Genomic DNA, 24,254 nt, shown 5'->3' on the forward strand with positions numbered 1-24,254 from the left:
ATCATTGTTATCATCTCAAATCTTGCCTTTAGGTCTTTAATTAGTCCTTTGAAAGACAAGGTTTTCTTTCTAACCGTATGGTACCCTTTTCATAGGCCATTAGCAATTGCTTTGCTCACTTTAGGACTACTGAATAATTGAAGGGTTTTGATTGTATTTGTCTATCAGGAAAGGGGGATAACCATTTTGACAATACGGATTAAAGGCGTATCATGGAATTATTAAATCTCTTGGAGGTACATATGGATATTCGATTCGCACAGGGTATAGATATTCCTGATATTTTAAAACTACTAGAACAAGTCAATTGGATTCACCACCAAGCTCGGCCAGACATCCTGAAGGAAGCGCCTAAGTATACTTCGGATGAAATTGCGAACATTATTGAAGATCCACAACGTCCAATTTTAGTCGCTGTTGAAGATAATCATGTACTTGGTTACATGTTTGGTATCTTCCAAGAAACCGCTGAAAGTGCGTTTCTAGTTGGCGAGAAATCCTTATACATTGATGATATCTGTGTTGATCAAAATGCCCGTGGTAAACACGTCGGCCAAAAAATTTACCAAGCCACTAAAGAATTAGCCGCCGATACAGGTTGCCGCCGCATCACCTTAAACGTTTGGGCCTTCAACGACTCAGCCATATCTTTCTATGAAAAAATGGGTATGCAGACCTTTAAAACGACTTTAGAAGATATTTTATAGATTGGTTACTACAGCGACTTAACGGACATGTTAAGTCGCTTTTTTGAAAAAAGATTTCTACTATCAAAAAAGAGCGCTGACGAATTTCTTCACCAGCACCCTTACTTATACATAGCTATTCTTCTTTCAATTACACTTCTTCTAGCATTTCTTTTGCTGTCGCTACAAACTCATCCATTACCGCTGAAATTTCTCGTTTCATCTCTTCTTGGTGTACTCGAGTTAATTGACCATTATCAACTAGATGGGCGCCATTAACCCAGACATCTTGGACATTCTCTGACTTCCCTTGGTAAACAATCGTTGAATAAGGATCGTATACCGGAAACATATTAAAAGAATTTGTTTCCAATAAGGTAACATCTGCTTGATAACCTACAGACAATTGGCCTACCTTATTTTCTATGTGCAAAGCCTTAGCCCCACCACGTGTGGCTAGGTAAAAAATGTCTTTAGCGGGAAAAGCTGACCGGTTTTTATTAGCTGTTTTCTGCGCATAAGCCATTGTACGCATTTGATTGAACATATCTAAGACATTGCCCGAACTTGGTCCATCTGTTCCTAAACCAACTGTCACACCTACATCAAGCATTTTTTGAATAGGTGCCACACCCTTAGCTGACTTGGTATTCGCCACAACACAATGGGCAACGGATACGCCGTATTGGTCTAGTACTTTTATATCTTTCTCATTCGTGTGAATGCAGTGTACAGCAACCATATGATCATTCAAAACGCCTTGATCAGCTAAATACTGAACTGGTGTTGATTGATATTTTTCCTTAAATTCCGCCATCTCCTGGTCCATTTCCGACATGTGAATCCCATATAAGATATCATTGTCCTTCGCAATTTGAGCGATTTCTTGTAAGACTGGTAGGTCAACTGAATAAGTCGCATGTGGGCCAATCGCTGGTTTCACCAATTCATGGTTACGCCATTTTTCGATGAATTCAGGTAAGAGCTTCATGCCATAATTAATTTCGTCTAAATTTTCGCACGAAGTAGACGATTGAACAGTTTGGCCAAGAAAGGCACGTATTCCCATTTCGTCAGCTACCTCTGCTACGTCATTTTCGTAGAAATACATATCAAAAACAGTCGTAATACCAGATTGTAGCATTTCTGCAATAGCCATCTTGGAAGATGCACAACATAATTCTTTTGTCAGACTACGCTCTAATGGTAACAAAAGCCGGAATAACCGATCTTTCATATCGTCGCCTAATCCCCGAAAAGGAATCATACCCATATGACAATGCGTGTTAATCATTCCAGGTATCAGGAGTCCACCAGCAGCATCTACCACCTTGATACCCTCTTCAAAAGCATCCGGATATGTGTCATCATATTTGGCCATTGTCCCAAGATCTTGAATCACTGTATCTTCAATTAGTAGAAAGCCTTCGGGGTAATCATTCCAATCATCATCCATAGTGACTATCCATGCATTTTTTATGAGTGTCTTCATCGATAAAACTCCTCGCTATTTGTTCAAGGTTTCATTCCATTTAGTTAACCAATCTGCCATTTGCTCGTTGACAAATTTCGTGTCAATTGACTGCGCACGTTCAGCCACAGCCCCATAAGTTTTATTGGCAGCAGCTTCTTCAGATAATTCAACCGTCGCATTTACGGGTGCTTCGTTTAATGAAGTTGCAGTAGTAGATTGTAATTCTTGAGAAATTCTCCAGTCAATATAAGCATATGCTGCTTCTTTGTTTTCAGCTGTAGTTGGGATATTAATCGTATTGTAGTTAGCATAAGTACCTGATTCTGGCACCACATATTCAACGTTTGGATTACTTTCTTTGATAAGGTCATAGGCAAAGTCAGCAACAACGGCTACTTCAATTTCACCGGCTTGGAACATATTAACTAGATCTGAAGATTTTTCGTAAGTTTTGACTACATTTGGTGATAATTCACTTAATCCCACAAATGCTGCTTCTCCTTTATCTGAAGTAATGTCCGCATCTTTATAATCACTCGCTAGATATAACATCGCTGGACCAAAAGTTGTTGAAATATCTGGAATAGAGATGGCACTTGCATATTCCTCGTCCCATAATTGGTTCCATTCTTCAATTTCATGCCCAACTACGTCAGGATCATAAACAATCCCAATACTATTGACTGTATACGGTACACCTGCACCATTTTCGTATACTTCCTTAGCACCTTCAGATAAATTCGCAATATTTGGTACCTGTTCTTCAGTTACAGTGTCAAAAAGGTCTGCACTAGCACCTTGATCTGCTTGTAATTGAGATAACTCAATTGCATCTATCCCTGTAGAAGCGCCACTTTCAACTTTAGACAAGCGTTCTGCCGCATTTCCTACTTCTAAAACAACATCATAGTTACTGTTCTCCCCAAAAGGTGTTGTAACATCCTGCTCAACGATATCTTGGCTTAAGCCAAAAGTAGATAAAGTAAACTGACCAGCCTCACCAGAATTGCTAGCAGTTTCACTTGAACTTGCAGACGAACTCTCAAGATTAGCCGCGGAATTGCCACAACCTGCTAAAGTTAATAAAATAGCTGGAACGCCAATTAAAGTTAAAATACTTTTCTTCATAAGATTATTCTCCTCTTTATATATCAATGCTGTATCTAGTCATTCTCTGTCAATTATTTAGCCAATATAATCATTCGGTCGCTTGGTAAGGTAAGTGTAACCTCTTGATCAACCTCAAATAAATCACTATCAGCAGTCGTCACAATAAAATTACCTTGCTCACTTGCTACTTCATATTGATACCCTCTACCAAGATAGGTCCGAACACGAATTTTTCCACGAATTTGATTACTTCCTGGGATAGCGTCATCTGCCCTCATTTGAATGTCAGCTGGGCGAATGGTCAAAACGACTTGACCAGCAGTAGATGTCTCATCACTTGCATCGACTTCAAACTGCTGACCTTTATTATCAATATATGCACTGCCTTCCTTGGTTACAGTAATGAAGTTTTCAAAACCAATAAAGTCGGCTACGAAATGACTTCTAGGATGGCGGTAGATTTCTTCTGGTGTATTGAATTGCTCAATAACCCCTTGATTCATAATCGCTACCTTGTCAGAAATAGAGAAGCACTCTTCCTGATCATGGGTCACAAAGATAGTTGTAATCCCTAATTGTTGTTGAATACGGCGAATTTCCTGACGCATCGTTACACGAAGTTTCGCATCTAGATTGGATAACGGCTCATCCAATAACAATAACTTGGGTTCTAAAACTAGCGCTCTAGCTAAGGCTACACGTTGTCGTTGACCACCAGATAATTGTTTTGGAAAACGTTGTTCAAAGCCTTTAAGTCCACAAATTTCAATAAAACGTTGTACTTTTTCTTCAATCACTGCTGTCGCAATTTTTTTTGCTTTTAAACCAAAAGCAACATTGTCAAAGACACATAAATGTGGAAACAAAGCATAACTTTGAAAAACCATTCCAAAGCCGCGTTTATGAACGGGCACATCCGTCATATCTTCACCATCTAGAATGAATTGCCCTTTTTGCGGATTGATTAGCCCTGCAATCACACGCAATGTTGTCGTCTTCCCGCAACCACTAGGACCAAGTAAAGAAAGGAATTCTCCTTGCTTGATTTCAATAGAAAGGTCTTCAAGAACATAATGCTCTTTCTTATCATAAGAAACGCCAATATTATTTAATTCTACAAAAGCCATTATTGGCCTCCTTCATCATTGGTTTGGTTGATGGCAGAAATGCCAATCGTTTTGTCTACTAGCACCATTAACACAATAGTCACTACCATTAATAATGTGGATAAAGCTGAAACAGACGGGTCATAGTTGAATTCCATATAGCTCATTAAGGTAATCGGTAGCGTCGAAACACCTGGACCCGACAAGAACATGGAAACTGGAATATTGTTAAAAGAATTGATAAACGCCAATAAAAATGCAGACATGATTCCTGAACGAATATTAGGCAAGACAATCTGAATTAAAGCTTGTGTCCTAGTTAATCCAAGCGTCCATGCTGCTTCTTCCAATGAATCATCCATATTTTGTAAGGCTGATCCAACAACTCGAATCACATAAGGAATGGAAATAATTAAATGACTCATGATTAATCCAGTCATAATAGATAATTGAAATTGAACGGTAACCAGCTGCATTAATACGTACCCGATCACCATACCCGGAACTAAAGTGGGTGACAGGAAAATATTATTAAGGAAGTTTTTCCCTTTAAAGTTTCCCTTTTCCAGCGCATAAGCTGCCGGAATGCCAATAAGAAGGGCAACAATTACTGCCACAAGGCCTACGATTAAACTCGTCATAAAGGAACGCTTAAAAGTTTCTGATTGAAAGACGACTAGATACCAATCTAGTGTGAAACCTTGAATGGGGAATTGAATAGTTGCCGCAGTCCCAAAAGATGTCACTACTATAACGACTAAAGGAATCAACAGAAATATAAACACCATACTAGCTATCAAAAGGAGTAATTTAGATTTTCGCATCAGTTTTCCTCCTCATACAACCGTCGATCAAGACGAGCAGCTAATTTATTCAATAGCCACATAACCAGAACTGTTACCACAACCATAATCACTGCAATCACACTGGCTAATTGCCAATCTCCAAGCGTCATCGCTGACTGTCTTAAATATGTAGCCAAGACCATATTACGATTGCCTCCCAATAGTTGCGGTGTGGTATAAGCTGTTAGGGTACCTGTAAAAACTAGAATAGACCCAACTATCATGCCCGAAACACTTAGCGGTACAACTACCTTGATAAACACTTGAAGTTGGTTTAATCCTAAACTACCAGCAGCTTCAACAATTTCATCATCAATATTGTCCATAACCCCCACCAAAGAAGTAATCATTGTTGGTAGAAACAAATAAACAGAACCGATGATAATCGCAAACTCGGTATACAAGAGACTTAAAGATTGATCAATGATCTTCGACGATAATAAGAGTTGATTGACCACGCCATTTTGTCCAAGAATATTAATCCAAGCAAAACTCCGAACCACGGAATTGGTTAATAAAGGGAAAACAGTAACTGCCATCATGATATTCTTCCATCGACTATTCAATCCAGATATGAAGTAGGCAGTCGGTACCCCTAAAATGATACAAATCACCGTAACAGTCAAAGCGATATAAAGTGTTCGCCATAAGACATTCAAACTATAGCTACTTTCAAAAAACGAACGATAATATTCAATTGGATTACCAGATTCGGTGACAAATGTGGTCACAAATAGCATGGCTAAAGGAATTAGCAAGAACACAATTACCAATATAAGGGTTGGTAGTAGTGCTATCGTGCGACTTACTTTGTGCATTATTTTTCTTCCTTTCTTTTAAAACATACTAATCATTTAAGCACAAACACGAACGGATTACAATAAAATTATGAATATTATACGTATTTATTATAACATTGTTCGGTTTTAACCTTTTGTATTTTACCTATTTCATATACCAACAGATACAACGGATTAAAAACGAACATTATGTCACTTGCGACAAATCCATCAAATTGCTCTTCTAGCCATCAAAAAAAGAGTAGCCTCCCCAAGGAAAACTACTCTTTCAAAATACATTGGTGTTATTCAATTATTGTTCTGCTACAGCAACCGCTTCAATTTCTACTAGTGCCCCTTTAGGAATTGCCGCAACTTCAAAAGCTGCACGAGCAGGCGTTACACCTGTAAAGAATTCAGCGTAGACTTCATTCATAGCCGCAAAATCATCGATATTATCTAATAAAACTGTTGTCTTTACTACATTAGACATATCCAATCCTGCTTCCGCTAAAATAGCTTGAATATTGGTTAATGATTGATGGGTTTGCCCTTGAATATCAGTAGTCGCAAATTCACCCGTTGCTGGATCAATTGGTAATTGTCCAGACACATAAACAGTACCATTCACACTAACGGCTTGAGAATATGGCCCCAGAGCTGCTGGTGCATTTTCAGTTGCAATTGCTTTTTTTGTCATAGATAACATCTCCTCTAATAATTTTTTAATCTTATATATCTATTATTTACTAATTTAGGAGAATTGTCGATGGTTAAATTAAACATAAAGTATCCCTATCCACCTTTTAGGGTTATCATCATTATAAACATTAGATATATGATGCCCTAAATTTAAATACATAAAAAAAGGATATCCAACATGGATACCCTTGAAAACTGATAAATTCAGTCTTTTTATGCTTCTTCTGCGTTTTCGTCTTTGAAACCGTATTTTTTGTTGAAACGGTCCACACGACCATCTGCTTGTGTGAATTTTTGACGTCCAGTGTAGAATGGATGTGAGTCTGATGAAGTCTCAACACGGATTAATGGGTAAGTGTTACCATCTTCCCACTCAACTGTTTCAGCAGAATGAACTGTTGAACCAGATAAGAATTTGTATCCTGTACTTGTATCCATAAATACTACTGGATGGTAATCTGGATGAATCTCTTGTTTCATTTGTACATACTCTCCTTTTCGCCCTGAACTTCTGCAGCCCAGAGATTATTTTTAACATAACACGAGTAGTCTATCACAATGCACTATCACTTTCAAGTAGATATTTATGATTTACCCTTGTTTTTTTCCTTTGGATAAAAAGACATCAAGCCGGTCAATAAACTGATCATTGGTTTCAGTTTTCTTCATCTCTTTCAGCATTTCATTGGTATAAACCAACATATCGCCCTTCATCGTCTGGCGCAATTTCCATAAAACTTTCAAGGTCGACTCGTCATGCAACAACTCTTCCTTACGAGTAGATGAACGACGAATATCAATCGCTGGGAAGACACGAGATTCTGCCAAGTCACGAGATAAGTGAATCTCCGCATTACCCGTACCCTTAAACTCCTCGTAAATCATATCGTCCATACGAGAACCAGTATCTACTAAAGCTGTCGCCAGAATAGTTAAGGAGCCCCCATCTTCAATATTACGGGCTGACCCAAAGAATTTCTTCGGCTTATAGAATGCAGCTGGATCAATACCACCAGATAAAGTCCGGCCACTCGGCTTCTCAACCAAGTTGTAAGCACGGGCTAAACGCGTAATTGAATCCATCAAAATAACGACATCACGCTTATCTTCCACCAAGCGACGCGCCCGTTCTAAAACCAATTCCGCAATCCGCACATGGTTTTCAGGTCGTTGATCAAAAGTAGAAGAAACCACTTCCCCATCAATTGACCGCTCTAAATCCGTCACCTCTTCAGGACGCTCATCAATTAACAGCATAATCAACTCAACATCCGGATTATTAGCTGTAATCCCGTTGGCGATTTCCTTCATCAAGACCGTCTTACCAGCCTTAGGGGGTGCCACAATCAAACCACGTTGACCATAACCAACAGGCGAAATCAAATCAATCATCCGCGCTGACAAACGTCCAGGCGTTGACTCCAACCGTAACTGTTCATTCGGATAAACAGGGGTCAAGGCCGGGAAATGCGCCCGTTCCTTCGCCTCATCCGGGTCCTTACCATTCACCGCGTACACATGCATCAAACCCAAATACCGCTCAGAAGCCTTAGGTGGACGAGCTGTACCCGAAACTAAATCCCCATTCCGCAAACCAAACCGGCGAATCTGAGAATTTGAAATATAAATATCCTCCTGACTAGGCGAATAATTAATCGACCGCAAGAAACCAAAATCAGCCCCCGTAATATCAAGCACACCCTCGACATTCATAAAGCCCTGACTCACCTCTTGCGCCCGCAAGACAGCCATAATCAGCTCCTTCTTATTCATTTGACTATAATAAGGGACCTTATACGCCTTCGCATACTGGTAAATCTCCTTCAACGTCATAGCCTGCAAACTATGCAACTTCACGTGTTCTTGCTCATTATCTGACATAAAAAAACCTTCATTTCTATTAATACTTAGTTACTTTCTGGAAAAGGACGACCGCCTAGAAGCTGAGTGCAAAAAGATGTCGCTAGCTATTATGAAGCCAGCAGCTCCTTGGGTCTAAGAAGTGTTAAGAGAGGACTTGCTTGTTGTTTGGGTAAAAATGTAAAGGACTGCGACACCTTTGCCACAGCCCCAACATGCATCACTACAGCGACAACATTAGTTTACTGTAGAATAATCGTATTGTACCAATTGAATATCAGCACCTAAAGCTGACAATTTTTCAACGATATGGTCATAACCACGTAAAATATTACCGGCACCATATAATTCAGTTTCACCTTCAGCCATTAACCCAGCAATTACTAGACCAGCACCAGCACGTAAGTCTGAAGCCGTTACAGTTGCACCTGTTAATTGGTTAGGGCCATTGTAAGTAATTTGATCATTTTGTGCTTCAATATTTGCACCCATACGCGCTAACTCAGGTACATGTTTCACACGTTTTGGATAAATCGTATCCACTAATTTACCGTTACCATTTGCTGTTAATAATAATGGCGTAATAGGTTGTTGTAAGTCAGTTGCGAATCCTGGGTATGGCGCTGTTTTAATATCTACAGCTTTTAATTGACCATCATTTGGATGAATGTAAATAGCATCATCGCTGATGTCCATTTTGACACCCATCTCACGTAATTTCGCTAGGAAACTTTCAATATGTTCAGCAATGACGTTCTTGACAGTAACCCCTTGGCCAACTGCCGCAGCGGCTGCAATATAAGTACCTGCTTCAATACGGTCAGGAATTTGTTGGTGAGAAGCACCGTACATCTCGTCCACGCCTTCGATACGGATAGTAGAAGTACCCACACCTTTAATCTTAGCACCCATCTTATTTAATAACATAGCGATATCAATGATTTCAGGTTCGCGGGCTGCATTTTCAATGACAGTTATCCCTTTAGCGCGAGAAGCTGCCAACATAATGTTGATGGTTGCGCCGACGCTGACTACATCTAGGTAAATTTCAGTACCTGTAAGACCATTACCGTTAGTTGTTAAATGCATAGCACCTAATTCGTTGCTTACTTCAGCACCTAAAGCTTCAAAACCTTTTAAGTGTAAATCCATTGGACGAGGCCCCAAGTTACAACCACCTGGTAAACCAACAACACCCTCACCGTATTTACCTAATAAGGCACCCATGAAGTAGTAAGACGCGCGCAAGCTTTGGATCTTACCATCAGGCATTGGGATATTTTCCATGTTCGATGGATCAATACGCATCACATGGTCATTGAAATCAACGTCCACATTAAAATCTTTCAAAATTTCAATCAAAGCGAACACGTCGTCAATTTCCGGTACGCCCTCAATTACCACCGGTGAATCCGCCATAATCGCTGCAGGAATTAGCGCTACTGCACTATTCTTCGCTCCAGAAACCGTAATCTCACCCTTTAACGGATTACCACCCTTGATGATAAATTTTTCCATTATAAAACCCCTCACTCATCGTTTTCATTTTTGTTTTATTTACGTTATGTTTTCATTCTTTTAATTACATAGTCTAGCTCTTATTTGTTCATTAATTACCTATACTCGTCACACATGCTATTTTTGCATACTTTCCCGATTCTATGATAGATAATGCAAGATTGATTATACATAATTCTCTATGATATAACTACCGTCCCCACCAATTTTAATGGTTTTTTTAACTTCTATGTAAAATTTGACATATATACAATCAGTTATAGGAGCCATTTAATTTATTATAACCCACGAACTAACCAATATTCATCCGATAGATTTAAACAACTTGGAAAAAGGGCAATTTCACGTAAATTTGAGGATTTCAAGTACAAAAAAAGAGCAACAACCAAAAGGTCATTGCTCGAAAAAGGATATATAAAGCGAAAATTCACTGGCTAAAATGAATTATGCTTTGTTTGATGAACCAAACATACGTAATGTTTCACGTGCTGTTTTAACGATCGCAGCTTTACCTGGTGCTAAAACTTTACGTGGGTCGTATACTTTGTCATCGTTGTTTAAGTTTTCACGAACTGCAGCAGTAAATACGATTTGTAATTCAGTATTTACGTTGATTTTCGCATGACCGCGTTCGATAGCTTTTTTGATTTGTTCTTCTGGAATACCTGAACCACCGTGTAATACTAATGGTGTGTTTGTGTATTCAGAAATTTCTTTCATTTCATCGAAACCTAAAACAGGTTCGCCTGAGTAAGGACCATGAACTGAACCTAAGGCTGCAGCTAATGCATCGATACCAGCTTCGTCAACGATACGTTTACATTCTTCTTTATCTGCGTAGTTGATACCAGCAGTAACGCCGTCTTCAGTACCACCAACAGTACCGATTTCACCTTCAACAGAAGCGCCACGTTCGTGTGCGTATTCTACAACTTGTTTAGTCATAGCGATGTTGTCCTCAATTGGGTGATGAGAACCATCGATCATTACTGAAGTGTATCCAGCGTCGATTGCACGTTTAGCAGTTTCAAAAGATGAACCGTGGTCTAAATGTAATGCAACAGGAACAGTGATTTCCATTGTTTCAATTAAAGCTTTAACCATAGCGGCAACAACTTCTGGGCCACCCATGTATTTACCAGCACCCTCAGAAACACCTAAAATTACTGGTGAGTTTTCTGCTTGGGCTGCTTCTAAAACAGCTTGAGTCCATTCCAAGTTGTTAATGTTTAATTGTGCTACTGCATATTGACCGTCTTTCGCTTTTGTCAGCATGTCGACCATGTTTTCTAATGGCATAAATAGATCCCCCTGATTTTTAATTTTGATGTGCTCGTGCTTATTGTAACCCTTATCAATTGCATTTTACAAGAGTTTTGTCTCATAAAAAAATAAATATTAATTGTTGCCATAAAATAACAATCAGCAAACGTATACATTACCTTTATTATTCTGCTCATACAATTTTTGCAATAATAACCCTAGTCGTTTTATAGGTTTGTTTGACTGAAAATGATCATTTCCTCCTAAACCTGGCTATCACACTGACTAAGACTGACTAAGACTGACTAAGACTGGCTAGCACTCGAATCTTCATCAGTACCAATAGCTGCAGTGGTTGTATCAGCTACTTCTGCATCACTTGCACCACTTTTAGCATCAGCTTCCACAGCGTTTTTATCATCGTGACTCCATGCACCATTCATTGAAGCGCTAGTTGAAGCATCAGTTGTATCTTCCTCAATTTTCACTACCTTTTGTCCTGTTTGTTCTAGATACCACTCAATTACAGGTTGCAAGTCTAAAACATGCTCGTTGATTCCACGATACTTACCATCTTCATCATGAATAGCTACATAATTATGGACAACATAATGATCTTTATGAATTGGTACGTGTACATGAACACCTTCCTTGTTTCCTGACCGCAATTGAGAGATTACCCAAGAAACGTTCTTCACAGCACGTGGTGGGTGAACAGCACCAAGTGGGCTACCAACATCTTTTTCGTAACGAGAAGCAAACATGTCTTGACCAGGTTTCACTCGGTTATAGTAAATATACTGGTTGTTCTCATCTGCATAAGTCAATTCAAGAGGGATAGTCTTTAAGAACCAGTTTAATTGGTTTACTGTTAACAATCCTCTATCCAGTTTCACATAGGTATCACCTTCGACAGCGCCCACTTTTGCTGCAGCTTGCTCAACCCAATCCGGTGCGGTCATGTCTACACCTTCAATGGTTGTGTCACAATGCTTAGTTGCAGTTAAATCTTCCTCAGGGAATATGGGGTTATCTTTAAGTGGTTGAACAGATTCAACGTACTTCATAAACTTCTCTAAGCTACCTTTCAAGAAACTTACAGTGCTAGGTTCAACTAAATCACCATTAGCGTTGATTGCCTCCTTACAATTTCCTAATAGGAACTCTTGACCTGGCATTACTAAGGCATCGATTCCGGGTGCCTCAAGAATTTGACGTAAGTGTAATTGTGATCGTGATGTTCCTTGGTCTAGATAAGAAGCACCGATGATTTTTACAGGTTTGTTTTTCAATGGATGAATTGTGAAGGATAGCCATTCCAATGCACTCTTCAAAGGTCCTGGCGTTGTATGGTTGTGCTCCGCTGTAGCAATAATCACACCATCTGCTTGTCGGATCTTCCGATTCAATGTATGAACAGGCCCCTCTGTCGCTAACTCCGGGTTATCTTGGTTAAATAAAGGTATTTGGTCAATTTCAAGAATCTCTAGATCAAATAAATCAGTGAATTCTCTTTGAATATATTGTAACAATAAACGGTTATATGATTTTTCAGCAGTTGAGCCAACAATTCCAACAATTTTCATTTTGTCACCCTAGTCCTTTCTACTTGGTCCACTCGTAGTTTTCAGCAGCTGCTTTTGTCTCAGTTCTTAGCTGCGTAAATTCTTGTGTATGATCAATAAATTGAATAAATTCTTTAAAAATATCTTCTAATTGTTTAACAGATTTTTGGTCACTTAAATCACCATCATCATCAAAAGCTTGTAAAGAATTTCCTAATAGAAATTCTGAATTTGGTATCACACGTGCTCTAATATCTGGTGAGTCTAGAATCTGGCGCAAGTGCATTTGTGCTCTAGAAGATCCTAAACGACCGTTAGAGGCACCAGTAATCATAATTGGTTTATCTGCTAAGGGATAAATATAATAGCTTAACCAATGTAAGGCATTAGTTAGTGAAGAAGTAATGGAATGATTATATTCTGCAGCACTAATAATGACCGCATCTGCTTGCTCGATTTTTTTAGCGTCCTCTTCAACAATATTTGGAAGTGTCTTATCTTCTGGTTTAGTAAATATTGGATAATCACGGATTTCCAATAATTCAATTTCAGCTTGATCTGCAAAATGTTTCTGAATATATTTAAGAAGTTTTCTATTAGTAGATTTCTTAGAATTTGTCCCTACGATTCCGATAATATGCTTCATGATTTTCTGTCCTTTCTATAGTAGAAATATAACCTGCTAACAAATAAGTTCAACTTTGCCCTCTAAACCAGATGTATAGGTGACTTGTCCCTGTTGGTCAACAACCAACACTTCAATCTGTTCTATTTGTTCTGCTTGATTTATAATTGCTTCCTTAGATAAGGGAAACAATCGAGTAGTCCAAATTTCACCATCTAACGAAGATTCACTTACCACAGTGACACTGCGAACGTCCGCTTGAAATGGCTTACCGTTTGTGGAATCTAAAATATGGTGGTAAAGATGTCCATCCTGTTCGAATACGCGTACGTAATCCCCAGACGTTACAACCGATCGGTTACTTAAATCGACAATGGCCTTGTTATAACCACGGGTTTGGTCAGGATCTTGGATACCTATACGCCATTGTGTACTTTCAATATGACTGGGTCGATGGCCATAGAATCTAAGGTTACCACCAAGATTAATAGATGCCCTGGTTACGCCTTGATTTTTGAAATAGGCGATAATTTGATCTGCTGCATACCCTTTTGCAAGCGCACCTAAATCAATCGACATACCTGGCTTAGCAAGGTAAACTGTTTTCTCTATTTCATCCAGATGAATTTCATTCGGGTCTACTAAAGTAAGGCGATCATCGATATCTTGCTGGCTAGGTTTACGATAATCCGAAAAACCAATCCGCCACAAGTTAACTAAAGGGCCAATAGCTATATTTAGCTTTCGTCCCGATGCAATACTCTCTTTTTTACCAATTTGAATGAGATGAAATAACTCTGGATGAACGCGTACAGCATTTAATCCTGCCATTTGATTAACCGCCATTAATTCAGAAGATGGGTCATTCGCTGAAAAACGCGCTTCCAATTGAAACAAACGCTGGACTGCAGCAAGTAATAAAGAATGACTATTTGGATGGTCAACCATCAGGTCAATCGTCGTACCCATCAAATTTATAGAATGCCGTTGCTCAAAGTCCAAATCACTAGCCTCCAACTCCTTAAACCTCTTCCACCCTAAATAGTAGACAGTAACCAAAAACTAAACCACAAACGCTTACAAAAATTTGTACACCTTTTAAAGGCATAAGTAACATTGATAAACCCATCACAAGATATGTTGTCATTAGTATATGAATTTTTTTGCGCTTGCTGATACCACCTTGTCGCTTAAATTCGCCAACATAACTTTCATACAAACGAGTAGATTCTAACCAGTTTTTAAATCGCGGTGAACTTCGCGTGAAAAACCAGCCAGCAAGCAACAAGAAAGGGGTTGTCGGTAGAACAGGTAATACGACTCCTACACTCCCTAGTACCACACTTAACAAGCCCAATATTAGAAAAAACTTCTCTTTAATAGTCCTCATTTCCATCCCTCACTTCTTGAGAAAAAAATCACATGATAGGTCTACCTCAAATTACCAATTTACAATTATTTCGTCAACGAAATATTCAAATACTAAAAAGAGAGTGCAACATTTGTGCTGCACCCTCTAAAATATGTCTTATTTTATTATCAATCTTGAACCAAATTGTATTACTTATCTAGCGCCTTATGACGAATATTTAATTGATGTTGTTCATAGTTCGCTTGTTTTAGTTGTGGCAAACTCATCATAGCGATAAAGCTAACTAGATAAAGGCTTGCTAAGAAAAGCATGACCATACCTACACCTGAAGCATCTAAGATGAAACCAATGATAACTGATGAAAAACCACCCACTGCACGTCCAACGTTTAAAATCGTGTTATTGGCAATCGCATTCACTTTAAATGGATAAAGACGTGAAATCATCGCCCCGTAGCCTGCGAACATCCCATTTACGAAGAAACCAACGACGGCACCACCGATTAAGATGGTCATAGCTGAGTTGGCAAAAGTGAACAAGTAAACTGAAACTGCTGATGCAATTAAATACATACCATAAGACAATCTTGGCCCTAATCTATCTAAAATTTGCCCAAATGTTAGCATCCCTAAACACATACCCAAGATCGTCGTTACCATCCAAGTAGAGGACCCAGAAACCGTCACACCAACTTGTTCTTGCATAATAGTTGGTAACCAGTTCATCATCCCAAAATAACCAGCGATTTGTACAGTTGTCATCACCATTAAGATGATTGTTTGATAGGTTTGACCTGGTGTCTTAAATAATTCGCTAATAGAAGGTTTATCATTTTCATTAATATCTACTAGGTCTTCTGTGACTTCATCTGTATTAATCCCTAATTCATCTTCTTTAATAGTTAATTTCGCCCATACTACCACTAGAATTGGTAGAATACCGAATAGGAATAACCCTCTCCAACCAAGTGTTGGTACAATAAAACCTGCTAGAAGCGCCGAACTGATAGAACCGATTTGACCAACAATCCCGTTCAATGATGAAATCCGGCCTAACTGTTTAGCAGGGACAAGTCCGGCCATAATCGAGATGGCTACCCCATACTCACCACCAACCCCGATACCTGCGATAAAGCGTAATAAGTATAGGTATTGAATATTTGGCGTAAAGAAAATTAAAGCTGTTGCGATAGAAAAAGTAAGAATTGTTAGGTAGAAAACCTTCATCTTGTCCCACCGGTCAGCTAAGACACCGAATAGTAAACCTCCAGCTAGCATCCCTAAGTTGGTAATTGTTGCGATCCAACCAGCAGCTACACTTGAAATCCCTAATTGGCTAATGATAGATGACATTGAAAATGATAAGAACATCACGTTCAAATCATCTGTCCCTGATGCAACAATAGCCGCAATCAAGGCATTTCGTTGCGATTTGTTTAACTTGTGATCTTCCGCTTGTAATGCATTTTTTTCGATTGTTTTTTCCATTTTTGTGCTCCTTTTTTGGTAAAACTGGTGTAATTCCCTCATTCAATCACCGTGAAAATAAAAATGGGCAAAAAAAAATAAGGACGTAAATTTGGTAAAGCTGTTATTTATATAGTAGGTTAGGTCAACTTAACCGTGTTTTTTAGACCAAGCTTTAGGGTCTTTGTACCATTCCATCAACTTGTCATAATGTGGTGATAATTTAGGATCTTTCACTGCGTAATCCAAAATCTTCACATAGTTTGTCAAAGTCATTAATGGATAGCCCGCTTTTTCAAAAGCATCTTTTGAAGCTGCTAATAAATAGTCAAAAATAGCTACTGCTGCAATAACTTCTCCGCCCGCTTCTTGAATCTTGTCAGCTGCAGTAATCACGCTACCACCAGTCGAAATCAAGTCTTCAATGATCACTACTTTTGCGCCTGCTTCTAAAGCACCTTCAATAGCATTTTGTTTACCGTGATCTTTAGCAGAAGAACGCACATAAATCATTGGTAAGTCTAAACGTTCACTTACAAATGCAGCATGTGGAATACCAGCAGTTGCAGTACCTGCAATCACATCTACGTCAGGGAAGTTTTCTTTGATTAATTCAGCCAAAGCATCTTCCACTGTTGAACGCACACTCGGGTATGACATGATTAATCGGTTATCTGTATAAATCGGTGCTTTAAGTCCGCTAGCCCAAGTATATGGTGCCTCAGGGCTAAAGTTTACTGCCTTAATTTCTAGTAATTTTTGTGCTACTAAATCCGCTTTTTCTACTGTCATCTTGCACCCTCCTTATTGTCCAGACCAATCAGCTGTGATTTGATCGTAAGTTACTTTTGAGTTATCCGATTGTGTAATTGGTCGTCCAACAACGATATAATCAGAACCACCTTTGGCTGCTTGGCTTGGTGTCATGATTCGTTTTTGGTCATCTGCCACAGAAGTCGCTAGGCGGATACCCGGTGTAATCGTTTGGAAGTTTTCCCCGCAAGCTTCTTTAATAGCCGCCGCTTCAAGAGGTGAACAAACCACACCATCAAGTCCTGCTGCTTTCGTTAATTTAGCGTAGCGCAATACTGAATCCAATACTTCACCTGGAATGCCTTGTTCTTCGTTCATTTGTTCAGTAGAAGTGGACGTTAATTGAGTTACACTAATTAACATAGGTCGTTTACCTGTCGAACCTGCCTCTAAACCACGAAGCGCTGCTTGCATCATCTCTTTCCCACCTGCCGCATGTACATTAACCATTGCGACACCAGTACTCGCTAAAATGGCCATTGCGCGCTCAACCGTATTAGGAATATCATGTAATTTTAAGTCTAAGAAAATATCGTGGCCTTTTGCTTGTAACTCTTTTAAGAAAGCTGTCCCACCAGCATAAAACAATTCCATACCTACTTTTACATTTAGTTGTTGACCTTGGAACTGATCAAGGAACGCAAATACCTCTTCTTGATTAGGAAAATCTAAGGCAATAATTGGTTTCTTCGGATTCACATGGCACTTCCTCTCATATTTTTCTGTTATTTATTCATTTTTCTCTCATTTATCTAAAAATGGGCAAAAAAAATAACCAACAACGAAACAAGGTTGCTGATTATATACTAGCGGATGCTGGTCTTAAAATTTGTTCACTGACAAAATAAAATGATTATTCTTGTGAGCGAACAGCTCTTATGTGCAGGGCATCCATACGCTAGTGCAGTTTCCCCTGTTTTTACTCTGTTGGCTATTGTACCGACTTAGAAAGAAAGAGTCAACATATATTTTAATAAATATTTAAAATTCAAATGAAAGCTTGATAAGACAAGGATATCTAAATAAAAATATCCGTTCTCTTATACAAAACGTACAAAAATAGACTCTATAATTTATTGGACTGATATATCATTGTTAAAAAATCGTGCAAGCATCAACCACTATAAATACAAACCATGGAAAAGTTTCCGAGCACCAAAATATTCATTTCTCACTGAAGCAATGATGATTGTTTGATTTCTTGGCTTTTCTATGCTCCAGAAGGAGGCATATCCTTTATTATGAATTAGTTGAAGCCTTTTAAGATAGGGGCTCTGACTCATTTTTCTCCTTGATTAGTAGAACCTCCAGAAACCTTAGATGACGACTTTCGTAATTCCAATTCCAATATTTTGGAAATAGCGTACCGAGTGCAACTCTAACTAATAACCGTTTTTACACGATATGCTCGCTTGTCAGAAATAGCTCGTTAAAAAAACAGAAAATGTTCCCTATGCTTCTCATACGAATCTCTCTAAGCTTATATCAGTTTGGTTCTTGTTGCCAAAAATCGATTAGACTACGAACTGCATGAAATGCTTGATTGGAAGCCAACTCAAGATTGTTATCAAAAGTAGCTGGTGCATGCTCCCCTACATGATCTGAAATCCCTCTGACATTGATTACCGGAATCTCATAAAAACTTGCGATTTGCGCCAGCGCGCAACTTTCCATATCAGATGCTGTAAGTGAGGGGAATGCCTGTTTGATTGCTGAAACAGCTAATTCATCACTCATAAAGGAATCAGCTGTCCCAATTGTTCCTTGAAAGGCAGAAATTTGATTTTGGGTAAACACTTGCTTAATTGCCGCCAGAATCGTTTTTGAAACAGGATAGTCCGCCGGCATTTGCGGTATCTGACCATAAGCATAATCAAACCCTGTTGCGTCCACATCACTATAGACGAAGCGATCAGTGAAAACAATGCTTCCCAGAGGAAGCTCTTTACGGAAGGAACCGATAGACCCCGTGTTTATCAGGAGATCTAACGATAGCTGCTCACAAATCCAGGCAGCAGTTGCGGCTGCATTGGCTTTACCAATCCCTGATGCTACCAAATATAAGTCTTCATGAACCTTTTCAATGATTGTTTTTCCCTTTTGCCAAATAACCGTGGAAGTATAAAAGTTACGAAAAGGTGCCAACTCTTCTTCCATTGCTGCAACTACTGCTATTCTCATCCTAGTTCCCCCATATCTCTGCGATCGGAGTGGTTACTTCCACTTTTGTTCCTTCAAATTTTTCTTCAATATAGTTTTGAATTTCCGGGTCATGGTACAACTCACCTAATTTTTGTAAAGTGTCTTCGTCTTTACGAGACTCCTTACTGCTAAAATATTGACCGTTTCTCGAACAGCCGTGTCCGCCTCTTCATGAAAAATGGAATCCTGTAATACATTTAAGCCACCTTCAAGGGCAATCGTATTGCTGATTAAAACCAAGTCAACATCCGGTAAAACTCGTGGACCAGTTAAATCATCAATGAGTGTAAATTCTAAGTTCTTGGGATTTTCGATTACATCGCTAGTTGTTCCTGTTCCAGCATCAAAGTCATCCTTTAACTTAATTAAACCAGCCGTTTCCAATAAGCGTAACCCTCTGGCGGTATTTGAAGGATTGTCAGCCAATGCTACTACTGAGCCATCCGCGATCTCATCTATACTCGTAAATTTATCAGAGTAGATGCCCATCGGTTCGACATAGGTTGCTGCAATCGGTACTAATTGTTCAGGGCTCTCTTCATTAAAGCTTTCTAAGTATCCAATTGACTGAAAGGCATTTGCATCCACATCACCATCTACAGTGGCTTGATTGGTAGCCGGTCCACCAGTGATTTCTTTAACTTCAATTGTTAATCCCGCTTCTTTTGCGGCCTCCGATTCTGCGATATATGTCCAGATTTCTGCATCGGAACCGACTGAACCGACTACGATTGTTGAATTTTCAGTTGATTCCGCTGTATTGGCAGTTTCTTGATTACTACAAGCTATAAGCATAAAAGCCACTGTCAGTAAACCAATCCCTTTAATAATTTTTCTCATTTATTTCACTCCTTCTTAATGCATCGTCATGCCACCAGTCACATTGATTGCTTGACCAGTCATGTAGCTTGCTAGCGGACTAGCTAAAAATAAAATAACATTTGCAACGTCTTGAGGTGTACCTATTCTTCCCAAAGGAACTTGACTTTGGTCTTCCACCAAAATTTCTTCTGGTGTCATATTTCGAATAAGACCACCTTCGATACGTTCCCGGTGTTTCATGGGCGTTTCAATAATTCCTGGACAAACAGCATTAACTAATATTCCCTGATTGGCAACTTCAACAGCTAATGTTTTTACCAGACCTAATACACCATGTTTGGATGCGACATAACCTGCCATACCACGATAGCCATTTTTGCCGGCCTGTGAAGAAACCACGATAATTCTTCCTTCTTTTTTATTGTCTTGCATCAACTTTGCGATGTATTTTAGACTTAAATAGACCCCTCTTAAATTGACTGCTTGCACCCTATCAAAATCACTGGTCTGGCTCTCTGTCAAAAAGTCTATTGTAGAAACACCAGCTACCTCTACAAAAATATCAGGAATCAGTTTGTATTCGATTAGTTGCTTAACCAGATCCACTAACGAAGTTTCTCTTCCAACATCCACGTTGACTTGATAATACTGATCGGTGATCCTTCGCAACATTGACCCTTGGAAGCCAATATCAGCGGCAATTACAATTGCCTGCTCTTTCAAAAAGGTTTGTACAACTGCCTCACCAATTCCTTGTTTTGAGCCGATAACTAGAACAACTTGTTTTGCTAAAGCGTCAAAATACATCTATTTCACCACATGTCTTTGAAACGCATCGTCACTGATTCCTTCTTCAATAACGATTTTGGCATACTCCTTAGCACCAAATAATGAATGGTCGCGATAATTCCCACAGCTTTCTATATCAACACCTTGAACATCTTCCCATTGTGACTCATTTGCAATGATTGTTAATACCTCGGTCAAAGCCTGCGCTACCTCGGTCGCACTAGGGACTTCCCAAGTAATCAAATGAAATCCTGTTCGACAGCCAAATGGTGAAATATCAATGATGCCATCTAAGCGATCACGCAGTAAATCTGCAAGCAAGTGCTCTAATGTATGAACCGCTGCTGTTGGCATTTCTTTCTCATTTGGTTGTAAAAATCGTAAATCATAATTGGCAATCACATCGCCTTTCGTTCCTACTTCTTCCGCAATTAATCGGACATAAGGGGCTTTAACTTTCGTGTGATCTAATGTAAAACTTTCGACTTCTGCCATTTTCTTTTCCTCCTAAATTTTGCTATTTTCTTTTACCACCGACGACTCGACTTGCTTGGCAATACTTACCTGTCCTCCTTTACCTAGATATAAAAAAAGCCCTTAGATATCAAAAAATATCTAAGGGCATAAAACTGCGTTACCACCTTAATTTGCAGCATTCTCGCGAAATACTGCCTCACTCAGTTCCCAGTACAGTGGAGACTGCTGTCTGCTAACGGAACATCTCCCGTATTCTCTTAATTATTCAGAGAATCCACTCAAAAGCCATTTTCAAGCATTTGTTCTTTGCCTCTTTTCAGCTACCGAGGTTCTCTAGAAAAAAAACAAAAGCTTTACTTTCTTTTTCATCGTGTTTGATTATTAATTAAAATGACTATATCAGATATATTCTAAGAAAGTTAAGATAAAACGATTAGTGATTCTCTAATTTATAACTAATTTTCTAAATCATTTCTACTATACGTAATGTTACCCTCCCTGCGTAATCGTTACTCCCCAGAAGTGTTTACTTTTCGATACATTAGGTTCAACAGGAAAAATCCGGAGGTATCGGTACTGACGTAGGTGTTGCCCTCTTCATTAACAAACATTTCTACGAAGGAGTCCATTTTTGTGGTGCATTTGGTTTGATGTTGATCCATAACAACAAACGTTTAAGCTCCAACGGCATTGTTGTTATACTGCAATGCGTTACTCTATCGAAAAGCCGACTATAAGTTACTGGAAGACAATTGTTTGCGTTCAAGGATCAAGAATACTCCAAAACAACGAATGCGCCCATCAGATTTAGTAAGTAGTAAGCAGTCTCGCCGGTATTTGGTAACTGTTTGTCAGATTCTCTTGGTTGGTCTTTAATGGATAACTTATTGTCTGGTATTCCTTTTTCTTTATTGTTTTCTGTATTCCTTAACAACCATTGTTCTGAAGAATCCTTTTATGAAAAAAACCTACTCCCTAAAGTTTTTGGAGTAGGTTTTTATTGTATTTTAACAAGTTAAAATACACTTTTTTAAGAGAATTACACTTCTAATGCCGCGCCAATGAATCCATTAAAGATTGCTTGTGGACGGTCTGGACGTGAAATAAATTCTGGGTGGAATTGAGATGCCACAAAGAATGGATGTTCTGGAATTTCAATGATTTCAACTAGATTGCCATCTGGTGATGTTCCAGAGAAGATCATACCAGCTTTTTCGAATTCTTCACGGTAAGTGTTGTTGAATTCCCAACGGTGACGGTGACGTTCTTCAACTAAGGCTTCATTGTTGTATAATTCACGTGCTTTAGAACCTTCTTTAAGGGCACATGGGTATAAACCTAAACGTTGTGTACCACCTAAGTTTTCAAGGCCTGATTGTGTTGTCATCAAGTCGATTACTGGGTGTTCAGTGTTTGGATTGATTTCAGTTGAGTTAGCGTCTGTGTAACCTAATACGTGACGGGCAAACTCAATAGAAGCCACTTGTAGCCCTAAACAAATCCCTTGGAATGGTACATTGTTTTCACGTGCATATTTGATTGCTTGGATTTTACCTTCAATACCACGGTTACCAAATCCACCTGGTACTAAGATACCGTCAGCATTGCCAAGGATCTCTTGTACGTTGTCCGCTGTAATGGTTTCAGAGTCGATCCAGTCGATGTCGATTTCTGCATCATGGGCATAACCTGCGTGGCGTAATGATTCTGCTACTGATAGGTAAGCGTCTTGAAGCGATACGTATTTACCAACTAGAGCGATTTTTACTTTCTTAGATAGGTTTAATACACGGTTTTCAAGGTTACGCCATTCGCGCATGTCTGCTTCTGGTGTTTCGTCTAGACCTAATACTTCACATACTTTATCGTCTAAACCTTCTTGTTGTAGACGCAATGGTAGTGTATAGATTGTTTCTACATCACGATTTTGGATAACGGCATCTTCTTCAACGTCACAGAATTGTGCGATTTTCGCAGTCATACCGTCTGGTAGTGGGTGTTCTGAACGTACAACTAGGATATTAGGTTGGATACCCATACCACGTAATTCTTTCACAGAGTGTTGCGTAGGTTTTGTTTTCAACTCACCAGCTGCTGCGATATATGGTAGTAAAGTTGTGTGGATGTAGCAAACGTTGTCAGCACCAACTTGTGAACGCATTTGACGTAATGCTTCAACGAATGGTGTTGATTCAATATCCCCAACAGTACCACCAACCTCAGTAATCACGACGTCAGCGCCTGTTGTATCACCTGCACGTAAGATTTTATCTTTGATTGAGTCAGTGATGTGTGGAATTACTTGGACAGTTGCCCCTAAGTAGTCCCCGCGACGTTCTTTGTTGATAACTTCTGAGTAAATTTTACCAGTTGTTACGTTTGAATATTGATTTAAGTTGATATCAATAAAACGTTCGTAGTGACCTAAGTCTAAGTCAGTTTCAGTTCCATCATTTAACACAAATACTTCCCCGTGTTGATAAGGGCTCATAGTACCTGGGTCAACGTTAATGTATGGGTCAAACTTTTGAATGGTTACTTTTAAACCTCTATTTTTTAATAAACGTCCTAAAGATGCTGCAACTAAACCTTTACCGATTGAAGAAACTACCCCACCGGTTACAAAAATATACTTTGTCATGATATCCTTCCTTTTCCAAAAAATTTATATGCTTACATAAGAAGGGAGATGCGGATAACTATTTTCCTTAGAAAAAATAAAAAAATCCCCATCTTTCCTAAGAAAGACAGGGAGTAACGTGTTCATCTCACAATAGTTA

At 39.0% G+C, this 24,254-nt stretch carries 24 protein-coding genes, 1 pseudogene and 1 other annotated feature; of the genes and pseudogenes, 2 read left to right on the forward strand and 23 right to left on the reverse strand.

The window, feature by feature from the left end:
- The first annotated feature begins 242 nt into the window (after window positions 1–242).
- Window positions 243–707 carry a GNAT family N-acetyltransferase gene (locus tag ACFW0C_RS02985; protein WP_378105271.1) on the forward strand — a complete coding sequence of 155 codons (465 nt, stop codon included), beginning with the start codon at window positions 243–245 and terminating at the stop codon, window positions 705–707.
- Window positions 708–837: 130 nt separating this feature from the next.
- Here the strand turns inward: ACFW0C_RS02985 and ACFW0C_RS02990 are convergent, their stop codons facing one another.
- The 17 genes from ACFW0C_RS02990 to pyrF all read right to left on the reverse strand — a co-directional run bounded on the left by ACFW0C_RS02990 (window position 838) and on the right by pyrF (window position 17,883).
- Window positions 838–2,178, reverse strand: coding sequence for an amidohydrolase (locus tag ACFW0C_RS02990; protein ID WP_378105272.1), 1,341 nt, complete (start codon window positions 2,176–2,178; stop codon window positions 838–840).
- 15 nt (window positions 2,179–2,193) lie between these two features.
- Window positions 2,194–3,288 carry an extracellular solute-binding protein gene (locus ACFW0C_RS02995; protein ID WP_378105274.1) on the reverse strand — a complete coding sequence of 365 codons (1,095 nt, stop codon included), beginning with the start codon at window positions 3,286–3,288 and terminating at the stop codon, window positions 2,194–2,196.
- 53 nt (window positions 3,289–3,341) lie between these two features.
- Window positions 3,342–4,397, reverse strand: coding sequence for an ABC transporter ATP-binding protein (locus ACFW0C_RS03000; RefSeq protein ID WP_378105276.1), 1,056 nt, complete (start codon window positions 4,395–4,397; stop codon window positions 3,342–3,344).
- Window positions 4,397–5,200 carry an ABC transporter permease gene (locus ACFW0C_RS03005; protein ID WP_378105277.1) on the reverse strand — a complete coding sequence of 268 codons (804 nt, stop codon included), beginning with the start codon at window positions 5,198–5,200 and terminating at the stop codon, window positions 4,397–4,399. Before ACFW0C_RS03005 ends, ACFW0C_RS03000 begins: the two co-directional genes overlap by 1 nt.
- Entirely contained in the window at window positions 5,200–6,039 is an 840-nt protein-coding gene (locus ACFW0C_RS03010; protein WP_378105279.1) for an ABC transporter permease, read from the reverse strand. Before ACFW0C_RS03010 ends, ACFW0C_RS03005 begins: the two co-directional genes overlap by 1 nt.
- Window positions 6,040–6,313: 274 nt before the next feature.
- Window positions 6,314–6,700, reverse strand: coding sequence for a RidA family protein (locus ACFW0C_RS03015; RefSeq protein ID WP_378105280.1), 387 nt, complete (start codon window positions 6,698–6,700; stop codon window positions 6,314–6,316).
- Between the two features lie 215 nt (window positions 6,701–6,915).
- Window positions 6,916–7,182: a type B 50S ribosomal protein L31 gene (locus ACFW0C_RS03020; RefSeq protein WP_003142271.1), complete on the reverse strand. Its 267-nt coding sequence runs from the start codon at window positions 7,180–7,182 to the stop codon at window positions 6,916–6,918.
- 111 nt (window positions 7,183–7,293) lie between these two features.
- Window positions 7,294–8,583, reverse strand: coding sequence for a transcription termination factor Rho (rho, locus tag ACFW0C_RS03025; protein ID WP_378105282.1), 1,290 nt, complete (start codon window positions 8,581–8,583; stop codon window positions 7,294–7,296).
- Between the two features lie 216 nt (window positions 8,584–8,799).
- Window positions 8,800–10,080: a UDP-N-acetylglucosamine 1-carboxyvinyltransferase gene (locus ACFW0C_RS03030; protein WP_378105285.1), complete on the reverse strand. Its 1,281-nt coding sequence runs from the start codon at window positions 10,078–10,080 to the stop codon at window positions 8,800–8,802.
- A gap of 444 nt (window positions 10,081–10,524) precedes the next feature.
- Window positions 10,525–11,379 carry a class II fructose-1,6-bisphosphate aldolase gene (gene fba, locus ACFW0C_RS03035; protein WP_378105287.1) on the reverse strand — a complete coding sequence of 285 codons (855 nt, stop codon included), beginning with the start codon at window positions 11,377–11,379 and terminating at the stop codon, window positions 10,525–10,527.
- Between the two features lie 269 nt (window positions 11,380–11,648).
- Window positions 11,649–12,929, reverse strand: coding sequence for an NAD(P)H-dependent oxidoreductase (locus tag ACFW0C_RS03040; RefSeq protein WP_378105289.1), 1,281 nt, complete (start codon window positions 12,927–12,929; stop codon window positions 11,649–11,651).
- A 19-nt stretch (window positions 12,930–12,948) separates the two neighbouring features.
- Window positions 12,949–13,554 (reverse strand): NADPH-dependent FMN reductase, encoded by a 606-nt coding sequence (locus ACFW0C_RS03045; RefSeq protein ID WP_290490672.1) that lies wholly within the window; start codon window positions 13,552–13,554, stop codon window positions 12,949–12,951.
- 36 nt (window positions 13,555–13,590) lie between these two features.
- Window positions 13,591–14,535, reverse strand: a complete 945-nt coding sequence (locus ACFW0C_RS03050; RefSeq protein WP_378105583.1) for an FAD:protein FMN transferase — start codon at window positions 14,533–14,535, stop codon at window positions 13,591–13,593.
- A 19-nt stretch (window positions 14,536–14,554) separates the two neighbouring features.
- Entirely contained in the window at window positions 14,555–14,923 is a 369-nt protein-coding gene (locus ACFW0C_RS03055; protein WP_378105290.1) for a YbaN family protein, read from the reverse strand.
- Window positions 14,924–15,093: 170 nt separating this feature from the next.
- Window positions 15,094–16,392: an MFS transporter gene (locus ACFW0C_RS03060; RefSeq protein ID WP_378105292.1), complete on the reverse strand. Its 1,299-nt coding sequence runs from the start codon at window positions 16,390–16,392 to the stop codon at window positions 15,094–15,096.
- A 129-nt stretch (window positions 16,393–16,521) separates the two neighbouring features.
- Window positions 16,522–17,163: an orotate phosphoribosyltransferase gene (gene pyrE / locus ACFW0C_RS03065; RefSeq protein WP_378105294.1), complete on the reverse strand. Its 642-nt coding sequence runs from the start codon at window positions 17,161–17,163 to the stop codon at window positions 16,522–16,524.
- A gap of 12 nt (window positions 17,164–17,175) precedes the next feature.
- Window positions 17,176–17,883 (reverse strand): orotidine-5'-phosphate decarboxylase, encoded by a 708-nt coding sequence (pyrF, locus tag ACFW0C_RS03070; protein WP_378105295.1) that lies wholly within the window; start codon window positions 17,881–17,883, stop codon window positions 17,176–17,178.
- Between the two features lie 393 nt (window positions 17,884–18,276).
- On the opposite strand from pyrF, the pseudogene ACFW0C_RS03075 reads away from it, so the two are divergent.
- Window positions 18,277–18,539 (forward strand): annotated as a pseudogene (locus ACFW0C_RS03075) (ISL3 family transposase); the annotation flags it as partial.
- A 130-nt stretch (window positions 18,540–18,669) separates the two neighbouring features.
- Here ACFW0C_RS03075 and mtnN read toward each other — a convergent pair.
- From mtnN to ACFW0C_RS03105, 6 genes are all read right to left on the reverse strand, one after another.
- Window positions 18,670–19,365 (reverse strand): 5'-methylthioadenosine/S-adenosylhomocysteine nucleosidase, encoded by a 696-nt coding sequence (mtnN, locus tag ACFW0C_RS03080; RefSeq protein ID WP_378105297.1) that lies wholly within the window; start codon window positions 19,363–19,365, stop codon window positions 18,670–18,672.
- A 105-nt stretch (window positions 19,366–19,470) separates the two neighbouring features.
- On the reverse strand, window positions 19,471–20,226 hold the full coding sequence (locus tag ACFW0C_RS03085; protein ID WP_378105298.1) for a MetQ/NlpA family ABC transporter substrate-binding protein: 756 nt from the start codon (window positions 20,224–20,226) through the stop codon (window positions 19,471–19,473).
- A 15-nt stretch (window positions 20,227–20,241) separates the two neighbouring features.
- Complete coding sequence (locus ACFW0C_RS03090) at window positions 20,242–21,015, reverse strand: SDR family NAD(P)-dependent oxidoreductase (RefSeq protein WP_378105301.1); 774 nt, start codon at window positions 21,013–21,015, stop codon at window positions 20,242–20,244.
- Window positions 21,016–21,492, reverse strand: a complete 477-nt coding sequence (locus ACFW0C_RS03095) for an S-ribosylhomocysteine lyase (protein WP_059349256.1) — start codon at window positions 21,490–21,492, stop codon at window positions 21,016–21,018. It lies immediately after the preceding gene.
- Window positions 21,493–21,611: 119 nt separating this feature from the next.
- Window positions 21,612–21,852 (reverse strand) — a binding site (T-box leader).
- A gap of 391 nt (window positions 21,853–22,243) precedes the next feature.
- Window positions 22,244–22,408, reverse strand: coding sequence for an LPXTG cell wall anchor domain-containing protein (locus ACFW0C_RS03100; RefSeq protein WP_378105303.1), 165 nt, complete (start codon window positions 22,406–22,408; stop codon window positions 22,244–22,246).
- 105 nt (window positions 22,409–22,513) lie between these two features.
- On the reverse strand, window positions 22,514–24,115 hold the full coding sequence (locus tag ACFW0C_RS03105) for a CTP synthase (protein WP_378105306.1): 1,602 nt from the start codon (window positions 24,113–24,115) through the stop codon (window positions 22,514–22,516).
- Window positions 24,116–24,254: the final 139 nt, after the last annotated feature.

Source organism: Aerococcus sp. NPDC058936, assembly GCF_042741995.1.
In the GTDB taxonomy this organism is placed as follows: domain Bacteria; phylum Bacillota; class Bacilli; order Lactobacillales; family Aerococcaceae; genus Aerococcus.

Excerpts from the sequence above, each read along its gene's own strand:
- ACFW0C_RS02985 (WP_378105271.1), top strand. The coding sequence starts at position 243 with ATGGATATTCGATTCGCACAGGGTATAGATATTCCTGATATTTTAAAA.
- ACFW0C_RS02990 (WP_378105272.1), bottom strand. The coding sequence starts at position 2,178 with ATGAAGACACTCATAAAAAATGCATGGATAGTCACTATGGATGATGAT.
- ACFW0C_RS02995 (WP_378105274.1), bottom strand. The coding sequence starts at position 3,288 with ATGAAGAAAAGTATTTTAACTTTAATTGGCGTTCCAGCTATTTTATTA.
- ACFW0C_RS03000 (WP_378105276.1), bottom strand. The coding sequence starts at position 4,397 with ATGGCTTTTGTAGAATTAAATAATATTGGCGTTTCTTATGATAAGAAA.
- ACFW0C_RS03005 (WP_378105277.1), bottom strand. The coding sequence starts at position 5,200 with ATGCGAAAATCTAAATTACTCCTTTTGATAGCTAGTATGGTGTTTATA.
- ACFW0C_RS03010 (WP_378105279.1), bottom strand. The coding sequence starts at position 6,039 with ATGCACAAAGTAAGTCGCACGATAGCACTACTACCAACCCTTATATTG.
- ACFW0C_RS03015 (WP_378105280.1), bottom strand. The coding sequence starts at position 6,700 with ATGACAAAAAAAGCAATTGCAACTGAAAATGCACCAGCAGCTCTGGGG.
- ACFW0C_RS03020 (WP_003142271.1), bottom strand. The coding sequence starts at position 7,182 with ATGAAACAAGAGATTCATCCAGATTACCATCCAGTAGTATTTATGGAT.
- rho (WP_378105282.1), bottom strand. The coding sequence starts at position 8,583 with ATGTCAGATAATGAGCAAGAACACGTGAAGTTGCATAGTTTGCAGGCT.
- ACFW0C_RS03030 (WP_378105285.1), bottom strand. The coding sequence starts at position 10,080 with ATGGAAAAATTTATCATCAAGGGTGGTAATCCGTTAAAGGGTGAGATT.
- fba (WP_378105287.1), bottom strand. The coding sequence starts at position 11,379 with ATGCCATTAGAAAACATGGTCGACATGCTGACAAAAGCGAAAGACGGT.
- ACFW0C_RS03040 (WP_378105289.1), bottom strand. The coding sequence starts at position 12,929 with ATGAAAATTGTTGGAATTGTTGGCTCAACTGCTGAAAAATCATATAAC.
- ACFW0C_RS03045 (WP_290490672.1), bottom strand. The coding sequence starts at position 13,554 with ATGAAGCATATTATCGGAATCGTAGGGACAAATTCTAAGAAATCTACT.
- ACFW0C_RS03055 (WP_378105290.1), bottom strand. The coding sequence starts at position 14,923 with ATGAGGACTATTAAAGAGAAGTTTTTTCTAATATTGGGCTTGTTAAGT.
- ACFW0C_RS03060 (WP_378105292.1), bottom strand. The coding sequence starts at position 16,392 with ATGGAAAAAACAATCGAAAAAAATGCATTACAAGCGGAAGATCACAAG.
- pyrE (WP_378105294.1), bottom strand. The coding sequence starts at position 17,163 with ATGACAGTAGAAAAAGCGGATTTAGTAGCACAAAAATTACTAGAAATT.
- mtnN (WP_378105297.1), bottom strand. The coding sequence starts at position 19,365 with ATGAGAATAGCAGTAGTTGCAGCAATGGAAGAAGAGTTGGCACCTTTT.
- ACFW0C_RS03085 (WP_378105298.1), bottom strand. The coding sequence starts at position 20,226 with ATGAGAAAAATTATTAAAGGGATTGGTTTACTGACAGTGGCTTTTATG.
- ACFW0C_RS03090 (WP_378105301.1), bottom strand. The coding sequence starts at position 21,015 with ATGTATTTTGACGCTTTAGCAAAACAAGTTGTTCTAGTTATCGGCTCA.
- ACFW0C_RS03095 (WP_059349256.1), bottom strand. The coding sequence starts at position 21,492 with ATGGCAGAAGTCGAAAGTTTTACATTAGATCACACGAAAGTTAAAGCC.
- ACFW0C_RS03105 (WP_378105306.1), bottom strand. The coding sequence starts at position 24,115 with ATGACAAAGTATATTTTTGTAACCGGTGGGGTAGTTTCTTCAATCGGT.